8 protein-coding genes and 9 pseudogenes are annotated in these 15,481 nt (G+C 58.6%); 9 read left to right on the forward strand and 8 right to left on the reverse strand.

Features of this window, described 5'->3' with window-relative positions; all coding sequences use genetic code 11:
* The first annotated feature begins 4 nt into the window (after positions 1–4).
* From AC6I8M_RS06160 to AC6I8M_RS06170, 3 genes and pseudogenes are all read left to right on the forward strand, one after another.
* Positions 5–2,191, forward strand: a complete 2,187-nt coding sequence (locus AC6I8M_RS06160) for a type I secretion system permease/ATPase (RefSeq protein ID WP_010618828.1) — start codon at positions 5–7, stop codon at positions 2,189–2,191.
* Positions 2,188–3,423: pseudogene (locus AC6I8M_RS06165) on the forward strand (beta-barrel domain-containing protein). The gene AC6I8M_RS06160 and the pseudogene AC6I8M_RS06165 overlap by 4 nt, the downstream one beginning before the upstream one ends.
* Positions 3,424–3,428: 5 nt before the next feature.
* Entirely contained in the window at positions 3,429–5,135 is a 1,707-nt protein-coding gene (locus AC6I8M_RS06170; RefSeq protein WP_498013709.1) for a TolC family protein, read from the forward strand.
* A gap of 124 nt (positions 5,136–5,259) precedes the next feature.
* Here the strand turns inward: AC6I8M_RS06170 and AC6I8M_RS06175 are convergent, their stop codons facing one another.
* The 6 genes and pseudogenes from AC6I8M_RS06175 to AC6I8M_RS06200 all read right to left on the reverse strand — a co-directional run bounded on the left by AC6I8M_RS06175 (position 5,260) and on the right by AC6I8M_RS06200 (position 8,894).
* Complete coding sequence (locus tag AC6I8M_RS06175; RefSeq protein WP_498013710.1) at positions 5,260–6,048, reverse strand: YbfB/YjiJ family MFS transporter; 789 nt, start codon at positions 6,046–6,048, stop codon at positions 5,260–5,262.
* The gene (locus tag AC6I8M_RS06180) at positions 6,032–6,406 is read right to left on the reverse strand and encodes a hypothetical protein (RefSeq protein ID WP_022547880.1); all 375 of its coding nucleotides are present in this window, start codon (positions 6,404–6,406) and stop codon (positions 6,032–6,034) included. The genes AC6I8M_RS06175 and AC6I8M_RS06180 overlap by 17 nt, the downstream gene beginning before the upstream one ends.
* On the reverse strand, positions 6,403–6,924 hold the full coding sequence (locus AC6I8M_RS06185; protein WP_010618832.1) for a TetR/AcrR family transcriptional regulator: 522 nt from the start codon (positions 6,922–6,924) through the stop codon (positions 6,403–6,405). The genes AC6I8M_RS06180 and AC6I8M_RS06185 overlap by 4 nt, the downstream gene beginning before the upstream one ends.
* Before the next feature lie 126 nt (positions 6,925–7,050).
* Positions 7,051–8,352: pseudogene (gene yjjJ, locus AC6I8M_RS06190) on the reverse strand (type II toxin-antitoxin system HipA family toxin YjjJ).
* A gap of 219 nt (positions 8,353–8,571) precedes the next feature.
* Positions 8,572–8,691, reverse strand: a pseudogene (locus AC6I8M_RS06195) (site-specific integrase); the annotation flags it as partial.
* A gap of 29 nt (positions 8,692–8,720) precedes the next feature.
* On the reverse strand, positions 8,721–8,894 hold the full coding sequence (locus AC6I8M_RS06200; RefSeq protein ID WP_195910870.1) for a hypothetical protein: 174 nt from the start codon (positions 8,892–8,894) through the stop codon (positions 8,721–8,723).
* A gap of 67 nt (positions 8,895–8,961) precedes the next feature.
* Between AC6I8M_RS06200 and AC6I8M_RS06205 the strand changes: the two are divergent.
* Positions 8,962–9,658, forward strand: a pseudogene (locus AC6I8M_RS06205) (IS5 family transposase).
* Between the two features lie 26 nt (positions 9,659–9,684).
* Positions 9,685–9,999: pseudogene (locus tag AC6I8M_RS06210) on the forward strand (sigma 54-interacting transcriptional regulator); the annotation flags it as partial.
* Here AC6I8M_RS06210 and tpx read toward each other — a convergent pair.
* A pseudogene (gene tpx / locus AC6I8M_RS06215) lies at positions 9,984–10,391 on the reverse strand (thiol peroxidase); the annotation flags it as partial. The pseudogenes AC6I8M_RS06210 and tpx sit on opposite strands and share 16 nt — an antisense overlap.
* 187 nt (positions 10,392–10,578) lie before the next feature.
* Between tpx and ycjG the strand changes: the two are divergent.
* A pseudogene (ycjG, locus tag AC6I8M_RS06220) lies at positions 10,579–11,527 on the forward strand (L-Ala-D/L-Glu epimerase).
* Here ycjG and mpaA read toward each other — a convergent pair.
* Positions 11,496–12,209, reverse strand: a complete 714-nt coding sequence (gene mpaA / locus AC6I8M_RS06225; RefSeq protein ID WP_010618422.1) for a murein tripeptide amidase MpaA — start codon at positions 12,207–12,209, stop codon at positions 11,496–11,498. The pseudogene ycjG and the gene mpaA overlap by 32 nt on opposite strands.
* Positions 12,210–12,397: 188 nt before the next feature.
* Between mpaA and AC6I8M_RS06230 the strand changes: the two are divergent.
* The 3 genes and pseudogenes from AC6I8M_RS06230 (at position 12,398) to ynaL (ending at position 15,446) form a co-directional block, all read left to right on the forward strand.
* Positions 12,398–13,909 (forward strand): annotated as a pseudogene (locus AC6I8M_RS06230) (peptide ABC transporter substrate-binding protein).
* Between the two features lie 128 nt (positions 13,910–14,037).
* Positions 14,038–14,998, forward strand: a pseudogene (zntB, locus tag AC6I8M_RS06235) (zinc transporter ZntB).
* Positions 14,999–15,311: 313 nt separating this feature from the next.
* Positions 15,312–15,446: a proline-rich small protein YnaL gene (ynaL, locus tag AC6I8M_RS06240; protein WP_498013795.1), complete on the forward strand. Its 135-nt coding sequence runs from the start codon at positions 15,312–15,314 to the stop codon at positions 15,444–15,446.
* The last annotated feature ends 35 nt before the right edge of the window (positions 15,447–15,481 follow it).

The raw sequence follows: 15,481 nt of genomic DNA on the forward strand, positions 1-15,481 counted from the left end.
GGAAATGATGGACCAGAAGCAGAATGCCGTGGAGCAGGATGCGCGTTCTGTTGCTCGTATCGAAACCACCGTGGATGACACGCTGTTAAAAAGCGTGGCGTGGATTTGCAAACACTACAAACGCGAGAAGAGTGTAGAGGCGCTGGTCGCCGGTCTGCCAAAAGCGACGCTGCTGTCGCCGTCGCAGGCCATGACCGTTCTGGAGAACGCTGGCATTACCGGCGGCATGGTCGAACGCCGCCTGCAGGATCTGCCGGAGGTGAATGATAAAGCGGTGGAGATGAGCCTTGCGGAGCTCAATGAGATTTACGCCGGCTTTGCGGTGATGGCGAAACCGGCGGCGGTACTGGATGAGCGCGCCAGCGAAATGCTGCCGGAGGTCAAAGGTCACTGGCTGTTCAGCACCCTGTGGCGCTACCGCCGTTACTACCGCAGCGCCGCCATTGCCGCCGTGCTGATCAACGTGCTGGCACTCTCCAGCATCTTCTTCACCATGAACGTCTACGATCGCGTGGTGCCGAACCAAGCCTTTGTTACGCTGTGGTCGCTGGCGATTGGCGTCACCATCGCCATGATCTTCGAAGCCATTACCCGCTTTGTGCGGGCACATCTGCTGGACATGGCGGGTAAAAAGGCCGACCTAGTGCTGGGCAGCATGCTGTTCCGTCAGGCGTTGTCGATCCAGATGGAGCACAAACCGGCCTCATCGGGCACTTTCGCCAACCAGATCCGTGAATACGAATCGGTGCGTGATTTTGTTGCCTCGGCGACGCTGGCGGCGATTTCGGATCTGCCGTTTATCCTGATGTTCGTCGGCGTGATCTTCTTTATCAGCGGTCCGCTGGCCATTATCCCGTTGATGATGATCCCGCTGATCATCATCGTTAGCGCCGCGATCCAGTGGCCGCTGGCGCGCATCATGAAGGAGAACCTGCGCGATGCGTCGCTGAAGCAGGGCGTGCTGATCGAGTCGGTTGAAGGCATGGAAACACTGAAGGCCGTTGGCGGTGAAGCGCATATGCAGCGCCGCTGGGAGAACTTCAGCGCGCTGCAGTCGGCTAACTCAATGAAGTCAAAACGCTATTCGACGCTGGCAACTGGCGTGGTGACCTTTCTGCAACAGTTTCAGACCGTGATGCTGGTGGTGGTCGGGGTCTATCTGATCAACGCCGGCACCTTCACTATGGGTGCGATGATCGCCACCGTGATGCTGGCCAGCCGCGCCACTGGCCCGCTGGGGCAGGTGATTGGTCTGGCGGTGCGTTATCAGCAGGCCAAAGCGGCGCTGACCTCGCTGAATAAGCTGATGGAGATGCCGGTCGATCGCGACAGCAGCAAAACCGACCTGACCGATCCGCCGCTGACCGGCGAGATCTCCCTCAGCAATGTCAGCTTTTCTTATCCGGCACCGCCGATGAAGCCCAATCCGGAAATCCTCAAAGACATTTCGCTGACCATCAAGGCCGGTGAGCGCGTGGCGATTCTTGGCCGCATCGGCAGCGGTAAATCGACGCTGTTACGCGTGATGGCGCGTCTGTATCAGCCGGTGAAAGGGCAGATCTCCGCCGACGGACTCGATGTTAACCAGATCGATCCGGCGGACTGGCGCAAAGCGGTGGGCCTCGTCAGCCAAGATGCGCGCCTGTTCTACGGCACGCTGCGCGAGAACGTGATGATTGGCCGGCCGGATGCCACCGCGAATGAACTGCTGCGCGTGTTGAATCTGACCGGTCTCGATCACGTCGCGGCGCGCCATCCGAGCGGCATTAACCTGTCGGTCGGTGAGGGCGGTGAAGGGCTGTCGGGCGGTCAGCGTCAGTTAGTGTCGCTGGCGCGAACCCTGCTGACGCGGCCCAAAGTGCTGCTGATGGATGAACCGACCAGCGCCATGGACAGCATGACCGAAAGCCAGTTCCTCGCCCATCTGCGTCGCGCCAGCGAAGGCCACACTCTGATCGTCGTGACGCATCGTCCGTCAATTCTGGCGCTGGTTGACCGCATCATCGTGGTTGAGGAAGGAAAAATTGTCGCGGATGGCCCGAAAGAGCAGGTGCTGGCCGCGCTGGAAGGTAAAGGTAAAACCCGCCAGCCGCCGCGTCAGGCGGTAGAACAGGCGGCGCCCGCGCCGGCTAACGATGCTTCGGCAACGTCAGAGCCCGCCGTCGCCGCGGCAGAGGAGGCCGCAGTATGATCAAGTTAATGTCATGGCGCAGCCGCAGCAAAAATCTCTCCGCTGCGGATGCCGAATTCATGAATGACGTGCAGGCGTCCCTGCTGTCGCAAACCACGCCGGGATCGAAACTGGTGATGTGGATCATCATCGCGGTGATTGGCATCGGTCTCACCTAGGCAAACTATGCGCGGGTGGAGGAGATCACCAAAGGCGACGGAAAAGTCATTTCCCGCAGCCTCGAGCAGGTGATTCAGAGTCTGGAAGGCGGCATTCTCGCCGAAATGAACGTGCGTGAAGGCACGGTGGTCAACCGGGGCGACGTCCTGCTGAAAATCGATCCGACGCGTGCGCAATCAAGCTATCGCGAGGCGCTGAGCAAGGTGATTGGCCTGAAGGGCAGCATTGCGCGTCTGCGTGCCGAAGCCTACGCACAGCCGCTGACGTTTGACGAGCAGGTGAAGAGCGATCCCGCCGTGGTTGCGCAGGAGACCAAAGCCTATGAATCACGCAAGCGCGCGCTGAACGACAGCATTAACTCACTGCAGCGCAGCTATGCCCTGTCGATGCGTGAAATTCGTCTGGCGGAGCCGCTGGCGGCGAAAGGATTGCTGTCTGAGGTTGAACTGCTGCGCATGCAGCGCCAGGCGAACGACATCCAGGCGCAGATTGTCGAGCGGCGTAACCGTTACCAGTCTGACGCCAACACCGAACTGGCGCGACTGGAGCTTAGCTAGGTAAGCGAAAATCTGATTGGCCGCGCGGACGTGGTCGAGCGCACCACCATTACCGCACCGGTGCGCGGCACGGTGAAAAACGTGCGCGTTAACACCATCGGCGGTGTCATTCAGCCCGGTGAGCACATCCTGGAAATCGTGCTGCTGGAAGAGCAGCTGCTGGTGGAGGGCAAAATCCGTCCTTCTGATGTCGCCTTCCTGCGCCCGGGGCTGCCGGCCAAAGTGAAAATCACCGCCTACGACTTCGCCATCTACGGTGGACTGGATGGCCACGTGGAATACATCAGTCCGGATACGCTGAAATACGATCAGAAAGCCGCTTCCGGCCGACCGGATGACACCTATTACCGCGTGTTGATCCTCACCGATAAAAGCATGCTGCACGCAGGCAACAAAGATCTGCCGATCATTCCCGGCATGGTGGCCACGGTGGAGATTCGCACCGGCGAGAAAACCATCCTTGATTACCTGCTGAAGCCGGTACTTAAGGCGAAAGAAGCCTTCCGCGAGCGTTAATAACCATGAAAAATAATAATATGCACCGTCGCGCAGCGGCGCGGCGCCTCTCTTTGCTTGCCGGTTGCATTACGGTCATGATGGTGCCGGCCATCAGCGTAATGGCCGATTCGACCAGTGAACTGATGATGTTTGCCGAGATGAGCGGACATCGCCCGGCCGCCCCCGCTGCGGCACCGGTACGCAGCGCGCCGGTACAGCGCGTGCCCGTTGCGCCAGCCCAGCGCTTTGCAACCGCGCCGGCACCGCAAGCGATGTTTACGCAACCTCAGGCCGCGCCGGTTGCGCCACCGGTCGCCGCGCCACGCGCTCAGCCGGCGGCGGCACCTTCACATGTACCAGCAACGGCAGCGCCAATTGCACCACCGCCAGTGCAGCCGGTGCAGGGCGGCGGTTTTCTGACGGAGGAGCAGCGTCAGCCGGAACCCAGGCAGACGAATCCGCTGCTGAAATCGGTACGCACTTTTAACCCGCAGCAGCCTGCGCCGGTGCCGGTGAATGAAGCAGAAGTAAAAGCGCAGAGCGAGTTCAGTTATGTCAGCCCGCCGGTAGCGGAAACCAGAATTACTGCCGCCGATGCCGCCGTGGCGCGTTCACCGGTCAGCCTGAGCGGCGCGGTGGATGAAACCGTGTCTGAATCCGAGCTGCGGCAAAAATTCCTCTCGGCCGCACGCATTACCTGGCGCATCAGCCCGGCGCTAAAATCGTCCGTTGCGCAGACCGATGCCGCCGCCGCCAGTGTGGATGAGGCGAAAGGGCAGCGCTGTCCGCAGCTGGATGTCAGCGCCAGCTCGGCCACCAAAGAGTTTGGTGGCGGGGTAAAAAGCTATGACGGTCAGAGCAACGTGCCGGCGCTCGGCGTGTCGATGGCGACCAACCTGATTGATTTTGGCCAGACCAGCCGCACCATTGAAAGCCGCGAAGAGCGCGTGACCTCGGCGCAGCAGGCGGCGCAGGCGCAGCGTGAAGAGCTGGCGATGCAGGTCAGTAACGCGCTGATTGAGTGGAACAAGCAGCAGCGGATCATTGCCATCAGCCAGCAGTACGTGGCGCGCATGACGGAACTAACCACCATGCTGAGCGGCATTGTGCAGTCAGATACCGGTCGTCGCAGCGAATTGACGCAGGCCAAAGGGCGACTGCTACAGGCGCAGAGTTATCTGGAGAATGCCGAGTCACGCGCGCGGGATGTCGAAATAACGCTGAACCGCCTGATGGGCAACATTCGCGTGACGCTGCCTGCCAGCGATCGCTGGGCGATGAATTTTGGCAATCTCAACCGCCAGCTGGCCAGCCTGGATTATCATCCGCTGATCCTGCGCGCCAGCGCGGAAACGCGAGCGGCGTTTAAAGAAGCGGAGGCGATCAAAGCTTCCGACCTGCCAGAACTCAACTGGACGGTAAGCAAAAGCACGCGTGAGGATCAACTGGGTCGTCAGCAGGCGTGGCAAACCGGAATCAACGTTAGCTGGGGTCTGTTCCGCGGCGGTTCAACCAACGCGCAGGAGATTGCGGCGATTAAACGCGCTGAAGCCAGTCGTCAGCAGGTGCAGGAGCAGCGGCGCGACCTGGAAAATCGCGTGCGCGCCGCCAGCCAGGATGCGCACTCCATGGCCGATCGCGCCGCGCTGTATAAGAGTCTGATCGCATCCGTAAAGACTTTTTCGATCAGTGGTATCACCTCGGACGTCGCTCTCTGCTGGATGTCCTGAGCGCCGAGAGCGATCTGTATAACAACCAGGTGAGCGAAGTGAGCAATCGCTTTGACAGCTACGCTGCGATCATTCGCGGCTACTCCAGTGCCGGCATCCTCAGCCGCTGGCTCACCACCGGACGTTAAGCGTCAGCCCGCTGCGGCGGGTTAGCCGGTACCAGAAACAGCAGCGCAACCGGGATGGCAGCGAACAGCAGCAGTGCTGTGGCGGCGCTGCTGCTGTAGATCTGCGCAAAGAGTATCGCCCCGGCAATTTGCCCAATCGCCAGCGTCAGAAACGCCGCCGCCACGCCGGAGGCCGCGTTTTGTGGCGTGGCAGCGGCGCCCGCAACCAGCAGAATACCCGACAGCGTGACGTATCCCGCGCCGCACAGTGCCGCCGCCGGTACCAGCCAGTAGCTAAAGTGGGTTAGCGCTGCCAGCAACAGCAGCGGTACGGCCATCGCCAGCTGCGCCAGCCAGTACACCTGACGCATACCGATACAGCGTGCCAGCGGGCCGGTCAGCGCGCCGAGAATGCCGGCCGCGCCGCTAACCAGCCACAGCATACTGGCGTGGCCCTCGTTCAGGTGGCTGTGCTGGCGCAACATATCCGGTCCAAAACACCACCACGCCGCGCTGGCGACACCGCTAAGAAAAGCGATGATGATCACCCGCTGCAGCGCACTGTTGTACAGCCGATCGCGCCAGCCAACCGGCGATCCCTGTAGATCTGCACGACCGGCCAGCAGGCAATAGCGTGCCAGCAGTAGGCTGATCAACGCCAGCGCGGCAAAACAGCAGCAGGCCGCGCGCCAGCCGCCGGGCATCAGCATGAAAATGGGCACTGATACAATTATGCCCGCGCCGGTGCCGGCGTTGATGAGCGTGTTAGCGGCGGTTTGCCGCGACGCGTCAATTTGCCGGCTCACGGCACTGGCGAGCACCGGTGAAGCCAGTCCGGCACCGAGACCAGCGATAAATAGCCCACCAGGCAATCAGCCATGCGTTGCCGGCAGCGGCCATCAGCAGTAAGCCTAGCATGGCTGTCAGCGCTGCCAGCATGGCGGTACTGCGCACGCCCCAGCGCGCCAGCAGTAGCGTGGCGCCGGGCGTGGCCAGGCAGTAAGCCAGATAGCTGCAGGCGGCCAGCATGCCCGATGCGCGCGGGCTGAAGCTGATCTGTTGCGCCACCTGCGGCATCATCATTCCCCACGCAAAACGCGCCAGTCCGTAGGTCACGGCGATCAGCATGAAGCCGCTTAGCGTCAGGCGGAGTGAGGCTTTCATGGCGTATTCGCCATCAGCTGCTCAGCCGCCAGACGCGCATTGACTGCGGCCTGCGGACCGTCAATCAATCCGGCCGTAATCGCCCCTTCAAACAGTATCAAGATGGCATCGGCCAGCGCTGACGGCGAATTTCTGTGCGAGTGCGCCAGGCAGGCACGGATGTAGCCGCGCTGCCAGTAGCGATAATCCAGCGCCTGCACCGCCAGTTCCGCATACTCGCCGTACGCTTTGGCAAAAAAGCAGCCGAGCGATCCTTCTGCCCGCATCCACTGTTCCTGCACCGAAAACAGCTGGCTGATAGCAGCCGGATCGTCTGGCTCTGACAATAAATCGGCGAAGCGCTGCCGGCGCGCGGTCATCACCGCGGCGGTTAACAGCTCGCGCGACGGAAAGTGCTGATAGAGCGTACGCGTGGAGACCTTCGCCTCACGGCAAATGTAATCGGTGCAGGTGGCATGAAAAACGTTGTTGTAGAACAGCCGCTCGGCAGCGTTCAGGATGTGTTGTTTTTTACGCATACCTTAAAAGTAAACCGATCGTTTTACTTTTGCAAAGTTGCGGGAGCGAAAAACGGGTGCGAGGCGGTTAATCACCGCCTGTTTCGATGATGCTGCTTTGAATAAATTATCAATGAGGAAAAGCGCTTAGCCCAGTCGGGCGATGCGCGAACGGGCCTCATCCAGATGCTGTTGTAACGCTGCGAGGCACGGCGCAAAATGATCTGAGAAGCCATCGCAACTGTTCGTCAGAGACAAAAATGCCTCCGCCAAAGCCAGTGCTTCCCGCCATGTATCGCTGCTGACCACTTCCGGCAGTGTCGCTGGCCGCATCGTATTCACGATGGCGCCGCCCGCTCTGGGCGCGAAGCCCATCGGCAAAATGTCATAAGCCGGCGCGAGGTGATAAGGAAAGCCATGGCGACTGATGAACGACAGGTTACCGGCGTGCATGTCGGTATTGCCGATCAGCATGCCAAATGCCCAAAGCCGGGCCGTGCTGCTGGAGGCCTCAGAATGGACACACTTTTCCGCCACAAGCTGGTTGACGAGGACTGGCCAGCTCGCACTGGCCTTGCTGACGAACTCCGCATCAAGCGCCCGCAGCGAAAACACGCCGATACGGCCCATTTTACCACCCGATCGAAGCGGGGAATTTCGAGGAAGCGCTGCCCTGCAATATCAAACACTTCGGTCTTAACACCCAGCACTTTCAGGGCCAAATGTTCAGCCATTAGCAGATCGTGCCAGCGTTCGCTGACTGGGTTGTCATCTGCTGCCGTAAATTTCACCAGTACATGACCGCGTTCGGTATAGGTGCAGAATTTTGGCTGCTCACCACCCGCTGATGAGCCGGCACCTCTCCAGCACCCGCGGCACGCGCCAGCTCGGGATATGCCGTCGCGCGCTCCACGGGTGTCGGTTCGGGCATTTCCAGAAAACGGCTGCGCGCCTGTTCGCCGATCAGCAGGTTGTCGATCGCATCATGACCTTGCGCCAGCAGCGCTCTGACGACATCTGCGTCCGCCCATTGTTCGGGATTCGCCGGCAGACCGAGCCCGCTGGCATTAGTCGAGGCATACGCTCTGCCGAGATAGCCCTGCGGTCGCATGTCAAACAGCCACCACGGCAGCCCGTCACTGTGAAAGCTTTTCTGGTCCGCCTGCACCATCACAAACCCTTCCGGACGAACAGGAATCAGCTCGCCAAGAGGTTTGATTTGCCCCTCATCGGTAACGCGGTAAATCGGGGCCGAGCGGAATCCGCGAAACGTATCTCGCAGGGCATATTGAATAGATGGACCAGCCCCGATTTTGACGATGTCATCACCCAGTTCTCTAATCGCACGGGAAAGCGTAGGCTGGCTTATACCCATTTTTCAATAAGTTGCCTACCTGCCATCGGCCTGCTATAGAGAAGCTGACGTAGAGTTTCCGGATGCGTGAACATAGTGTTGAATCGCTTTTTGAATGGATAAGTGAATAGATTTTTGAATGAATATTTTAGCAGGCAAGCAGATGGTAGTCACTGGGATATGATGTGCCAAGTGTACAAAATGTGTGGTTCTGTGGTTCTGTGGTTCTGTGGTTCTGTGGTTCTGTGGTTCTGTGGTTCTTTGGGGCGTTGAGGCTGTATGCAGGCTTAACGAGGTAGATTCTGAGTGTGGTTGTTTGCATAGAGATGGGAAGCAAAGGAATGGCGCAGAGCATGCGTAAGCTGCCCAGCAGGTGTTTCGATACTGGAGCGTTGTATGGCCTTTCTAAAAGGCTGAATTACATATTTAAAAAGCCTCATTTCGAAAATATTCAAACAATTAACTACTCGTTTTTATGTGTTTTTATACCAAGTCGGGATAGAAAACGTTGAATGGCGTTGTGCTCTTCTGCCACTTTTCTGTCAACTGTATTGCTGTTTGAGATCGGGTATACTTTGCTTTTTGGATCGTACTGCCAGTCATCTATAGTTTCATATAGCGTGCCTTCATCATCCATAACCCTAGGCTGTGTCCCTTAATCACCTGAGATATAGTAACTACCTGTTTCCACAACACACTGAACTATGGCTCGCTACGACCTTCCCGATGAAGCATGGACTATCATCCAGCCCTTATTACCTGCTGAACCAGCAACACCACGGGCCGGACGTCCATGGGCTGAACATCGTATGATCATCAACGGCATGTTCTGGGTGCTGTGTTCAGGCGCACCATGGCGCTATTTGCCTGAGCGATATGGCCCATGGAAGACCGTTTATAACCGTTTTAATCGATGGTCTAAATCGGGAGTGATTAACATTATTTTCAACAGGTTACTTTCTTCTCTTGATGCTCATGGTCTCGCTGACTGGTCCGCAACTGCGCTGGATGGCAGCAATATCCGGGCACTCAGGTGCGCCGCCGGGGCGCAAAAAAACATTCCGATACCGCCGGAGATAATGGGCTGGGTCGCTCTCGCGGTGGTTTTGGCACCAAAATCCATCTGGCGACAGACGGAAGCGGTCTGCCGTTAAATATCGTACTGAGTCCCGGTCAGGCTCACGAAAGCCAGTTTGCACAACGTCTTCTGGACGGTATTGGTGTTCAGCGCCGGAACGGCAGCATGAAGCGTCGTGGCCATGCAGTGCTGGCTGACAAAGCCCACTCCGGACAAAAGAATACCGCCGCATTGCCACACGTTACGACAAAACGGCGAGGAATTATCTGGCGATGGTGAAACTGGGATGCATCCGGCTGTTTTACAAAAGGTTATGTAATTAAGGGACACAGCCTAGTTGACCACTTCACTTGACGCGCAGGCGCAGCATGTGGTGATCTAGGGGCGTGATTTTCTCATGGAAGCGCGCCCGATCTATCTGGCGCAGGAAGATGAGCAGAACGACCAGCCGGTAGGCGCGATGATCACCCTGAAATCCACCGCGCGCATGGGGCGGCAGTTGCAGAACCTCAGCGTCACCGATGATTCCGAATTCGATCACATCGTGGCGGTGACGCCGAAAATGCGTCAGGTGATCGACCAGGCGCGCAAGCTGGCGATGCACGATGCGCCGATGCTGATTGTCGGCGACACCGGCACCGGTAAAGATATGCTGGCGCGTGCGGTCAGGCCTTTCAGCGGGCCATCGGCAATCGCGACGCCGTAATTTTCAATAAATTCTGCACCGCGCAGCGTAGACAGCGTCACTACGTTGTTGACGTTCTCAGCACCGCAGAAGCGCGATTGCGCAAACGGCAGATCGGCAGAGATGCACAGCACCACGGTGTTGTCAGCTTCGCCAGAACGCTCGTTGAATTTGCGCACCTACGCGGCGCACACGCCGGTATCAATGCTTGGGAAAATGTTCAGAACTTTGCGTTTGCCTGCATACTGAGAAAGGGACACATCATTGAGATCTTTCGCTACCAGGTTGAACGGTTTTGCCTGCTCGCCAGCCTGCGGGAAGTGGCCGGCAACCGGCACCGGATTGCCCTGAAAGTGAACATTCTGCGACATACCATTTCCTTTTAACGATGAAAAATCTGGCGTTAACTCCACCAGAACAGGTATAGCGTTTGTTTATGACATAAATTTTAAGGGTTTACGAGCCTAATTCAACGTGGAGCTGCACCAGTACGTTATGACGTCATGGATTTGAGGAGTCAGTATGAGAACAGTGAAAAGTTATCCGGAAGCCTAGCCGCTGCACTCGCCGTTTGTTATTTCGCGCGGCAGCCGAACCGAGGCGCACGTGGTGGTGGTGGAGATTGAGCAGGATGGCCTCAAAGGTATTGGCGAGGCCGCGCCCTATGCGCGCTATGGCGAAAGTGAGGCTTCGGTGCTGCAGCAGATTGCTTCACAGCTCGGTGCGTTACAAAACGGCATGACGCGTGCGGCGCTGCAACAGGCGTTGCCGGCCGGCGCCGCGCGGAACGCGATTGATTGTGCGCTGTGGGATCTGGAGCGCCAGCAGCAGCACATTACCCTTGCTGCACTCTGTTCGGCGGCGCTGGCACAGGAGATCGTCACGGCGCATACCGTCAACATCGATACGCCAGAAGCGATGGCCAGTAGCGCGCTGGCGCTGTGGCAGCACGGTGCGCGCCTGCTGAAAATTAAGCTGGATAACCATCTGATCAGCGAACGGCTTGTGGCGATCCGCAGTGCGGTGCCGGACGCCACGCTGAACGTCGATGCCAATGAGTCCTGGCAGGCAGAAGGGCTGGCGGCGCGCTGCCAGCTGCTGGCGGATTTGCAGGTGGCGATGCTGGAGCAGCCGCTGCCTGCCGCGCAGGATGCGGCGCTGGCCCATTTTATCCATCCGCTACCGATCTGTGCTGATGAGAGCTGCCACACGTGCGACAGGCTGGCAGCCCTGCACGGGCGCTATGACATGGTGAATATCAAACTGGATAAAACCGGTGGGCTGACCGAAGCGCTGGCGCTGGCCACGGCCGCGCGCGCAGGGATTTGCCATCATGCTGGGCTGTATGTTGTGTACCTCGCGCGCCATTCGCGCCGCGCTACCGTTAACGCCGCAGGCCACGTTTGCCGACCTCGACGGTCCGACGTGGCTGGCGGCCAATGTGGAACCGTCGCTGCATTTCTCGCACGGCGTGTTTAAGACGACGGCTGCCAGCGCAGCAGGTTGATCATCGCATCGAGATACACCTCGGTGGCTTCGTCCACCGAGATGGCCGGCATTTCGGCGGTGATGAAGGGCAGACTGAGATCGGCGCACCAGCTGCCAAACGAGCCCGGCGTAGCGTAGCCGACGCTGCTCACCACCGGCAGACCGGTTTGTTCCGCCAGCCAGCTGGCCAGCGGGCTATGGTGCGGATCGTCAATACAGGCCAGCGGTTCGTGCCAGGAGACGACCCAGCGCGGCCGGATACGATGAATCAGCTGGCACAGTGCGGCGGTTTCCGGCTCTGACGCCGGTGCGTTTCCGGTTGAGAGCAGCACATCGCGCGCGTCGGCCACGCTGTTCCAGCGATAGACGGTATCGCCCGCTTGCCAGTTGGCGGTAGGAAAGTTGCGGTTGAGATCGACACCGTTGACATTGGCGCGCAGCCCGAGCTGGCAGCCGTCCGGATTGACCGCCAGAATCACATGATGACGCCGCAGCGTGTCCGGCAGCGTGCGCATGGCGGCAGAGAGCGTGGCCACCGCCGCGTTTTCATCGCCGTGGGTGCCGGCGATAATCAGTCCGCTGTCCTCGTCGGCCGCCGGTGCCGGAAACCACAGCAGCGGCGCACCCAGCACCGAATGTCCATACTGTTGCCAGACGGCGTCCAGCTTACCGCGCAGCGGGCGCGGGGGGTGTGTCGACATAACCTTCCTCTCTGTCATGCATCGCGTTCAGCCGCAAAAATTGTGAGCTGCAATCCAGCCTCAACATAACGGTAAACAGCAGACGGGGAAATAGCTATTTATCAATCAGCGATTTGCGATAAAGTGCGAAAAGTTGCTGGCGACGCATTGGTTTGGCCGTCGCCCTTTTTTCGGGTCAAGGAGTCGTGATGAAACTAACTTTCTGCACCACGCTGGCCGCGCTCATCATCAGCAGCGCTCTCTCATCCGCCTATGCCGCCAGTGTGCCAGCCGGGGCGCAACTGGCCAGCAGCCAAGAAATCGTCCGCCACATTAAAGATGAACCGGCCTCGCTTGATCCGCTCAAAACGGTAGGGCTGCCGGAGATTCAGGTGCTGCGCGATCTGTTTGAAGGGCTGACCAATCAGGACGCGCAGGGGAAAATCGTGCCGGGCGTTGCGCAGAGCTGGAGCAGCAATGACAACAAAACTTGGCTGTTTACGCTGCGCAAAGATGCGCGCTGGTCCAGCGGTGAACCGGTGACCGCGCAGGATTTTGTTTATAGCTGGCAACGTCTGGTGGATCCCAAAAACAGCTCGCCTTTCGCCTGGTTTGCCGCGCTGAGCGGCATTGAGAATGCTGAAGCCATCACCAAAGGGCAGATGAGCCCGGACAAACTGGGCGTAGTGGCGACCGATGAGACGCACCTGAAGGTGACATTGTCACGTCCGCTGCCGTGGTTCCCCGGCATGGTGGCTAACGTGGCCATGTTCCCGGTACCGCAAAAAGTCATCGCGCAAAACGGCGATGGCTGGACTGCGCCGGGTAAACTGGTGGGTAACGGCGCTTATCAGCTGCAGGAGCGCGTGGTTAACGAAAAGATTGTGCTGGTGCGTACCCGCACTACTGGGATAACGCGCATTCGATGCTGACGAAAGTGACCTTTATTCCCATCAATAAAGAATCCAGCGCCACCAAGCGTTACCGCGCCGGGGATATCGATATCACGGAATCCTTCCCGAAAAATATGTACGGCCTGCTGAAAAAAGAGCTGCCGGGGCAGGTGTATACGCCGGATCAAGGTGCTGGGCACCGGCGAGAAACCGGCATGGCACTTCACACCGGACGTCACCGCCGGCTTCACGCCGCAGCAGAGCTATCTGCAGCAGCACAGCCAGCAGGAACTGAATGCGCAGGCCAAAGCCCTGCTGACCGCCGCCGGATACGGCCCGGCTAAACCGCTGCACCTGACGCTGCTGTATAACACCTCTGAAAGTCACCAGAAGATTGCGATTGCGGTGGCCTCGATGTGGAAAAAGAATCTCGGCGTTGACGTGACATTGCAGAACCAAGAGTGGAAAACCTATATCGACAGCCGCAATAGCGGTAATTTCGATGTGATTCGCGCTTCCTGGGTGGGCGATTACAATGAGCCGTCGACCTTCCTCAGCCTGCTGACTGCCAGCCACAGCGGCAATATTTCCCGCTTCAGTAACGCGGAATATGATGCGGTGCTCAGTAAAGCCAGCAATGAAACCAGCGTGGCGGCGCGCAATGCCGATTACAACAAAGCCGAGCAGATCATCGCTGACCAGGCGCCGATTGCGCCGATCTACCAGTACACCAACGGGCGGCTGATCAAGCCGTGGGTTAAGGGCTATCCCATCACCAATCCGGAAGACGTCGCCTACAGCCGGGAATTGTGGATTGAGAAGCACTGACGCTGAACCGCCACGGATGGCGGTGAACGGCCCGGTTGCGCTGTCATTTTTACTCACACCTTGGTAATTGCAACTGTCCCGCGCCGCGCTAGACTGTATCGTATTGTTTTTGCTAGTGAGGCGAGTACGTGAACGTCATTGAAGGAAAAGCGCTGCAGGTGTCGGATGCGATTGTCGCCTGCCAGTTCGACGGCAAGGGTGGCGTTATCACCATTGAAGATAAAGATGTCATCAACTGCGAGCGTCACTGCTGGCTGCACCTGAATTACACTCAGCGGCAAAGCGCCGACTGGTTGCAGCACACGCCGCTGATCCCCGATGCGGTGCGGGATGCGCTGGCCGGTGACAGCATGCGGCCGCGCGTGACGCGCCTCGGTGACGGTTTTATGATCGTGCTGCGCAGCGTGAATCATAACGCCGATTCGCGCCCGGACCAGCTGGTGGCTGCGCGTATTTATCAATGACAAGCTGATTGTTTCTACCCGCCGTCGCAAAGTGTATGCCATCGATGAAGTGCTGACCGATCTGCAAAACGGCAACGGCCCGGTGGGCGTCTGCGATGCGCTGACCGATCACGCCAGCGAATTCATTGAAGAGATGCACGATAAAATTATCGCGCTGGAAGATGCGCTGATGGACCAGCAGGTCCCGGCGCGCGGTGAGCTGGCGCTGCTGCGCAAACAGCTGATCGTCATGCGCCGCTATATGGCGCCGCAGCGTGATGTCTATGCGCGACTGGCAAGCGAGAAACTGCCGTGGATGAGCGATGACGATCGCCGCCGCATGCAGGATGGCGCGGACCGGCTGGGGCGCGGGCTGGATGACCTCAATGCGGGTGTAGCGCGCACTGGCATTCTGGCAGATGAAGTGGCATCGCTGCTGGTGGAATCCATGAACCGCCGTACTTACACCATGTCGCTGATGGCAATGATTTTTCTGCCTGCAACTTTTCTCACCGGACTGTTTGGCGTCAATCTCGGTGGCATTCCCGGTGGCAGCTGGCCGCACGGCTTTACCATGTTCTGCGGGTTGTTACTGGTGATGGTGCTGGGTGTTGCGCTGTGGCTGAAACGCCGCAACTGGCTGTGATGTTATCAGGGGGTTATCTGCAGGTCATGAACGGGTAATTGTGGCGGTGCAGGGGAGAAAAGCGGAAAAAACCTGATCGACATCAATAAGCGCATAGCACAACCGGGGCAAACTCTCTCCCGCAGGTGAATGCAACGTCAAGCGATGGGCGTTGCGCTCCATATTGTCTTACTTCCTTTTTTTGAATTACTGCATAGCACATTTGATTCGTACGACGCCGGCTTATCCGCCGGCTTTTTTTTGCCGTTTGGCTTGCTGCCGCATCCTTTCCTATGCTTAACAGACATTCAGCGAACAGGAGAACGGCATGCGCATGATTCACGCCAGCGAACCTATCCCGACCGATCCGCCACCAATTCCCGAACCCGTGCCGCAACCGCAGCCCATTCCCGAGCCGCCGCACGATCCTGAATTTCCGCCGATTAGCGATCCTCCGCCGCACCGCTAATAAAAAAGGCGCGTTGCCGGAGCGACGCGCCTTTA

The sequence above is a fragment of the Type-A symbiont of Plautia stali genome, assembly GCF_059731155.1.

What these genes read in the sequence shown, in the direction of transcription:
- AC6I8M_RS06160 (WP_010618828.1), top strand. Translation starts at nt 5, where the DNA reads ATGATGGACCAGAAGCAGAATGCCGTGGAGCAGGATGCGCGTTCTGTT.
- AC6I8M_RS06170 (WP_498013709.1), top strand. Translation starts at nt 3,429, where the DNA reads ATGAAAAATAATAATATGCACCGTCGCGCAGCGGCGCGGCGCCTCTCT.
- AC6I8M_RS06180 (WP_022547880.1), bottom strand. Translation starts at nt 6,406, where the DNA reads ATGAAAGCCTCACTCCGCCTGACGCTAAGCGGCTTCATGCTGATCGCC.
- AC6I8M_RS06185 (WP_010618832.1), bottom strand. Translation starts at nt 6,924, where the DNA reads ATGCGTAAAAAACAACACATCCTGAACGCTGCCGAGCGGCTGTTCTAC.
- AC6I8M_RS06200 (WP_195910870.1), bottom strand. Translation starts at nt 8,894, where the DNA reads ATGGATGATGAAGGCACGCTATATGAAACTATAGATGACTGGCAGTAC.
- mpaA (WP_010618422.1), bottom strand. Translation starts at nt 12,209, where the DNA reads ATGTCGACACACCCCCCGCGCCCGCTGCGCGGTAAGCTGGACGCCGTC.
- ynaL (WP_498013795.1), top strand. Translation starts at nt 15,312, where the DNA reads ATGATTCACGCCAGCGAACCTATCCCGACCGATCCGCCACCAATTCCC.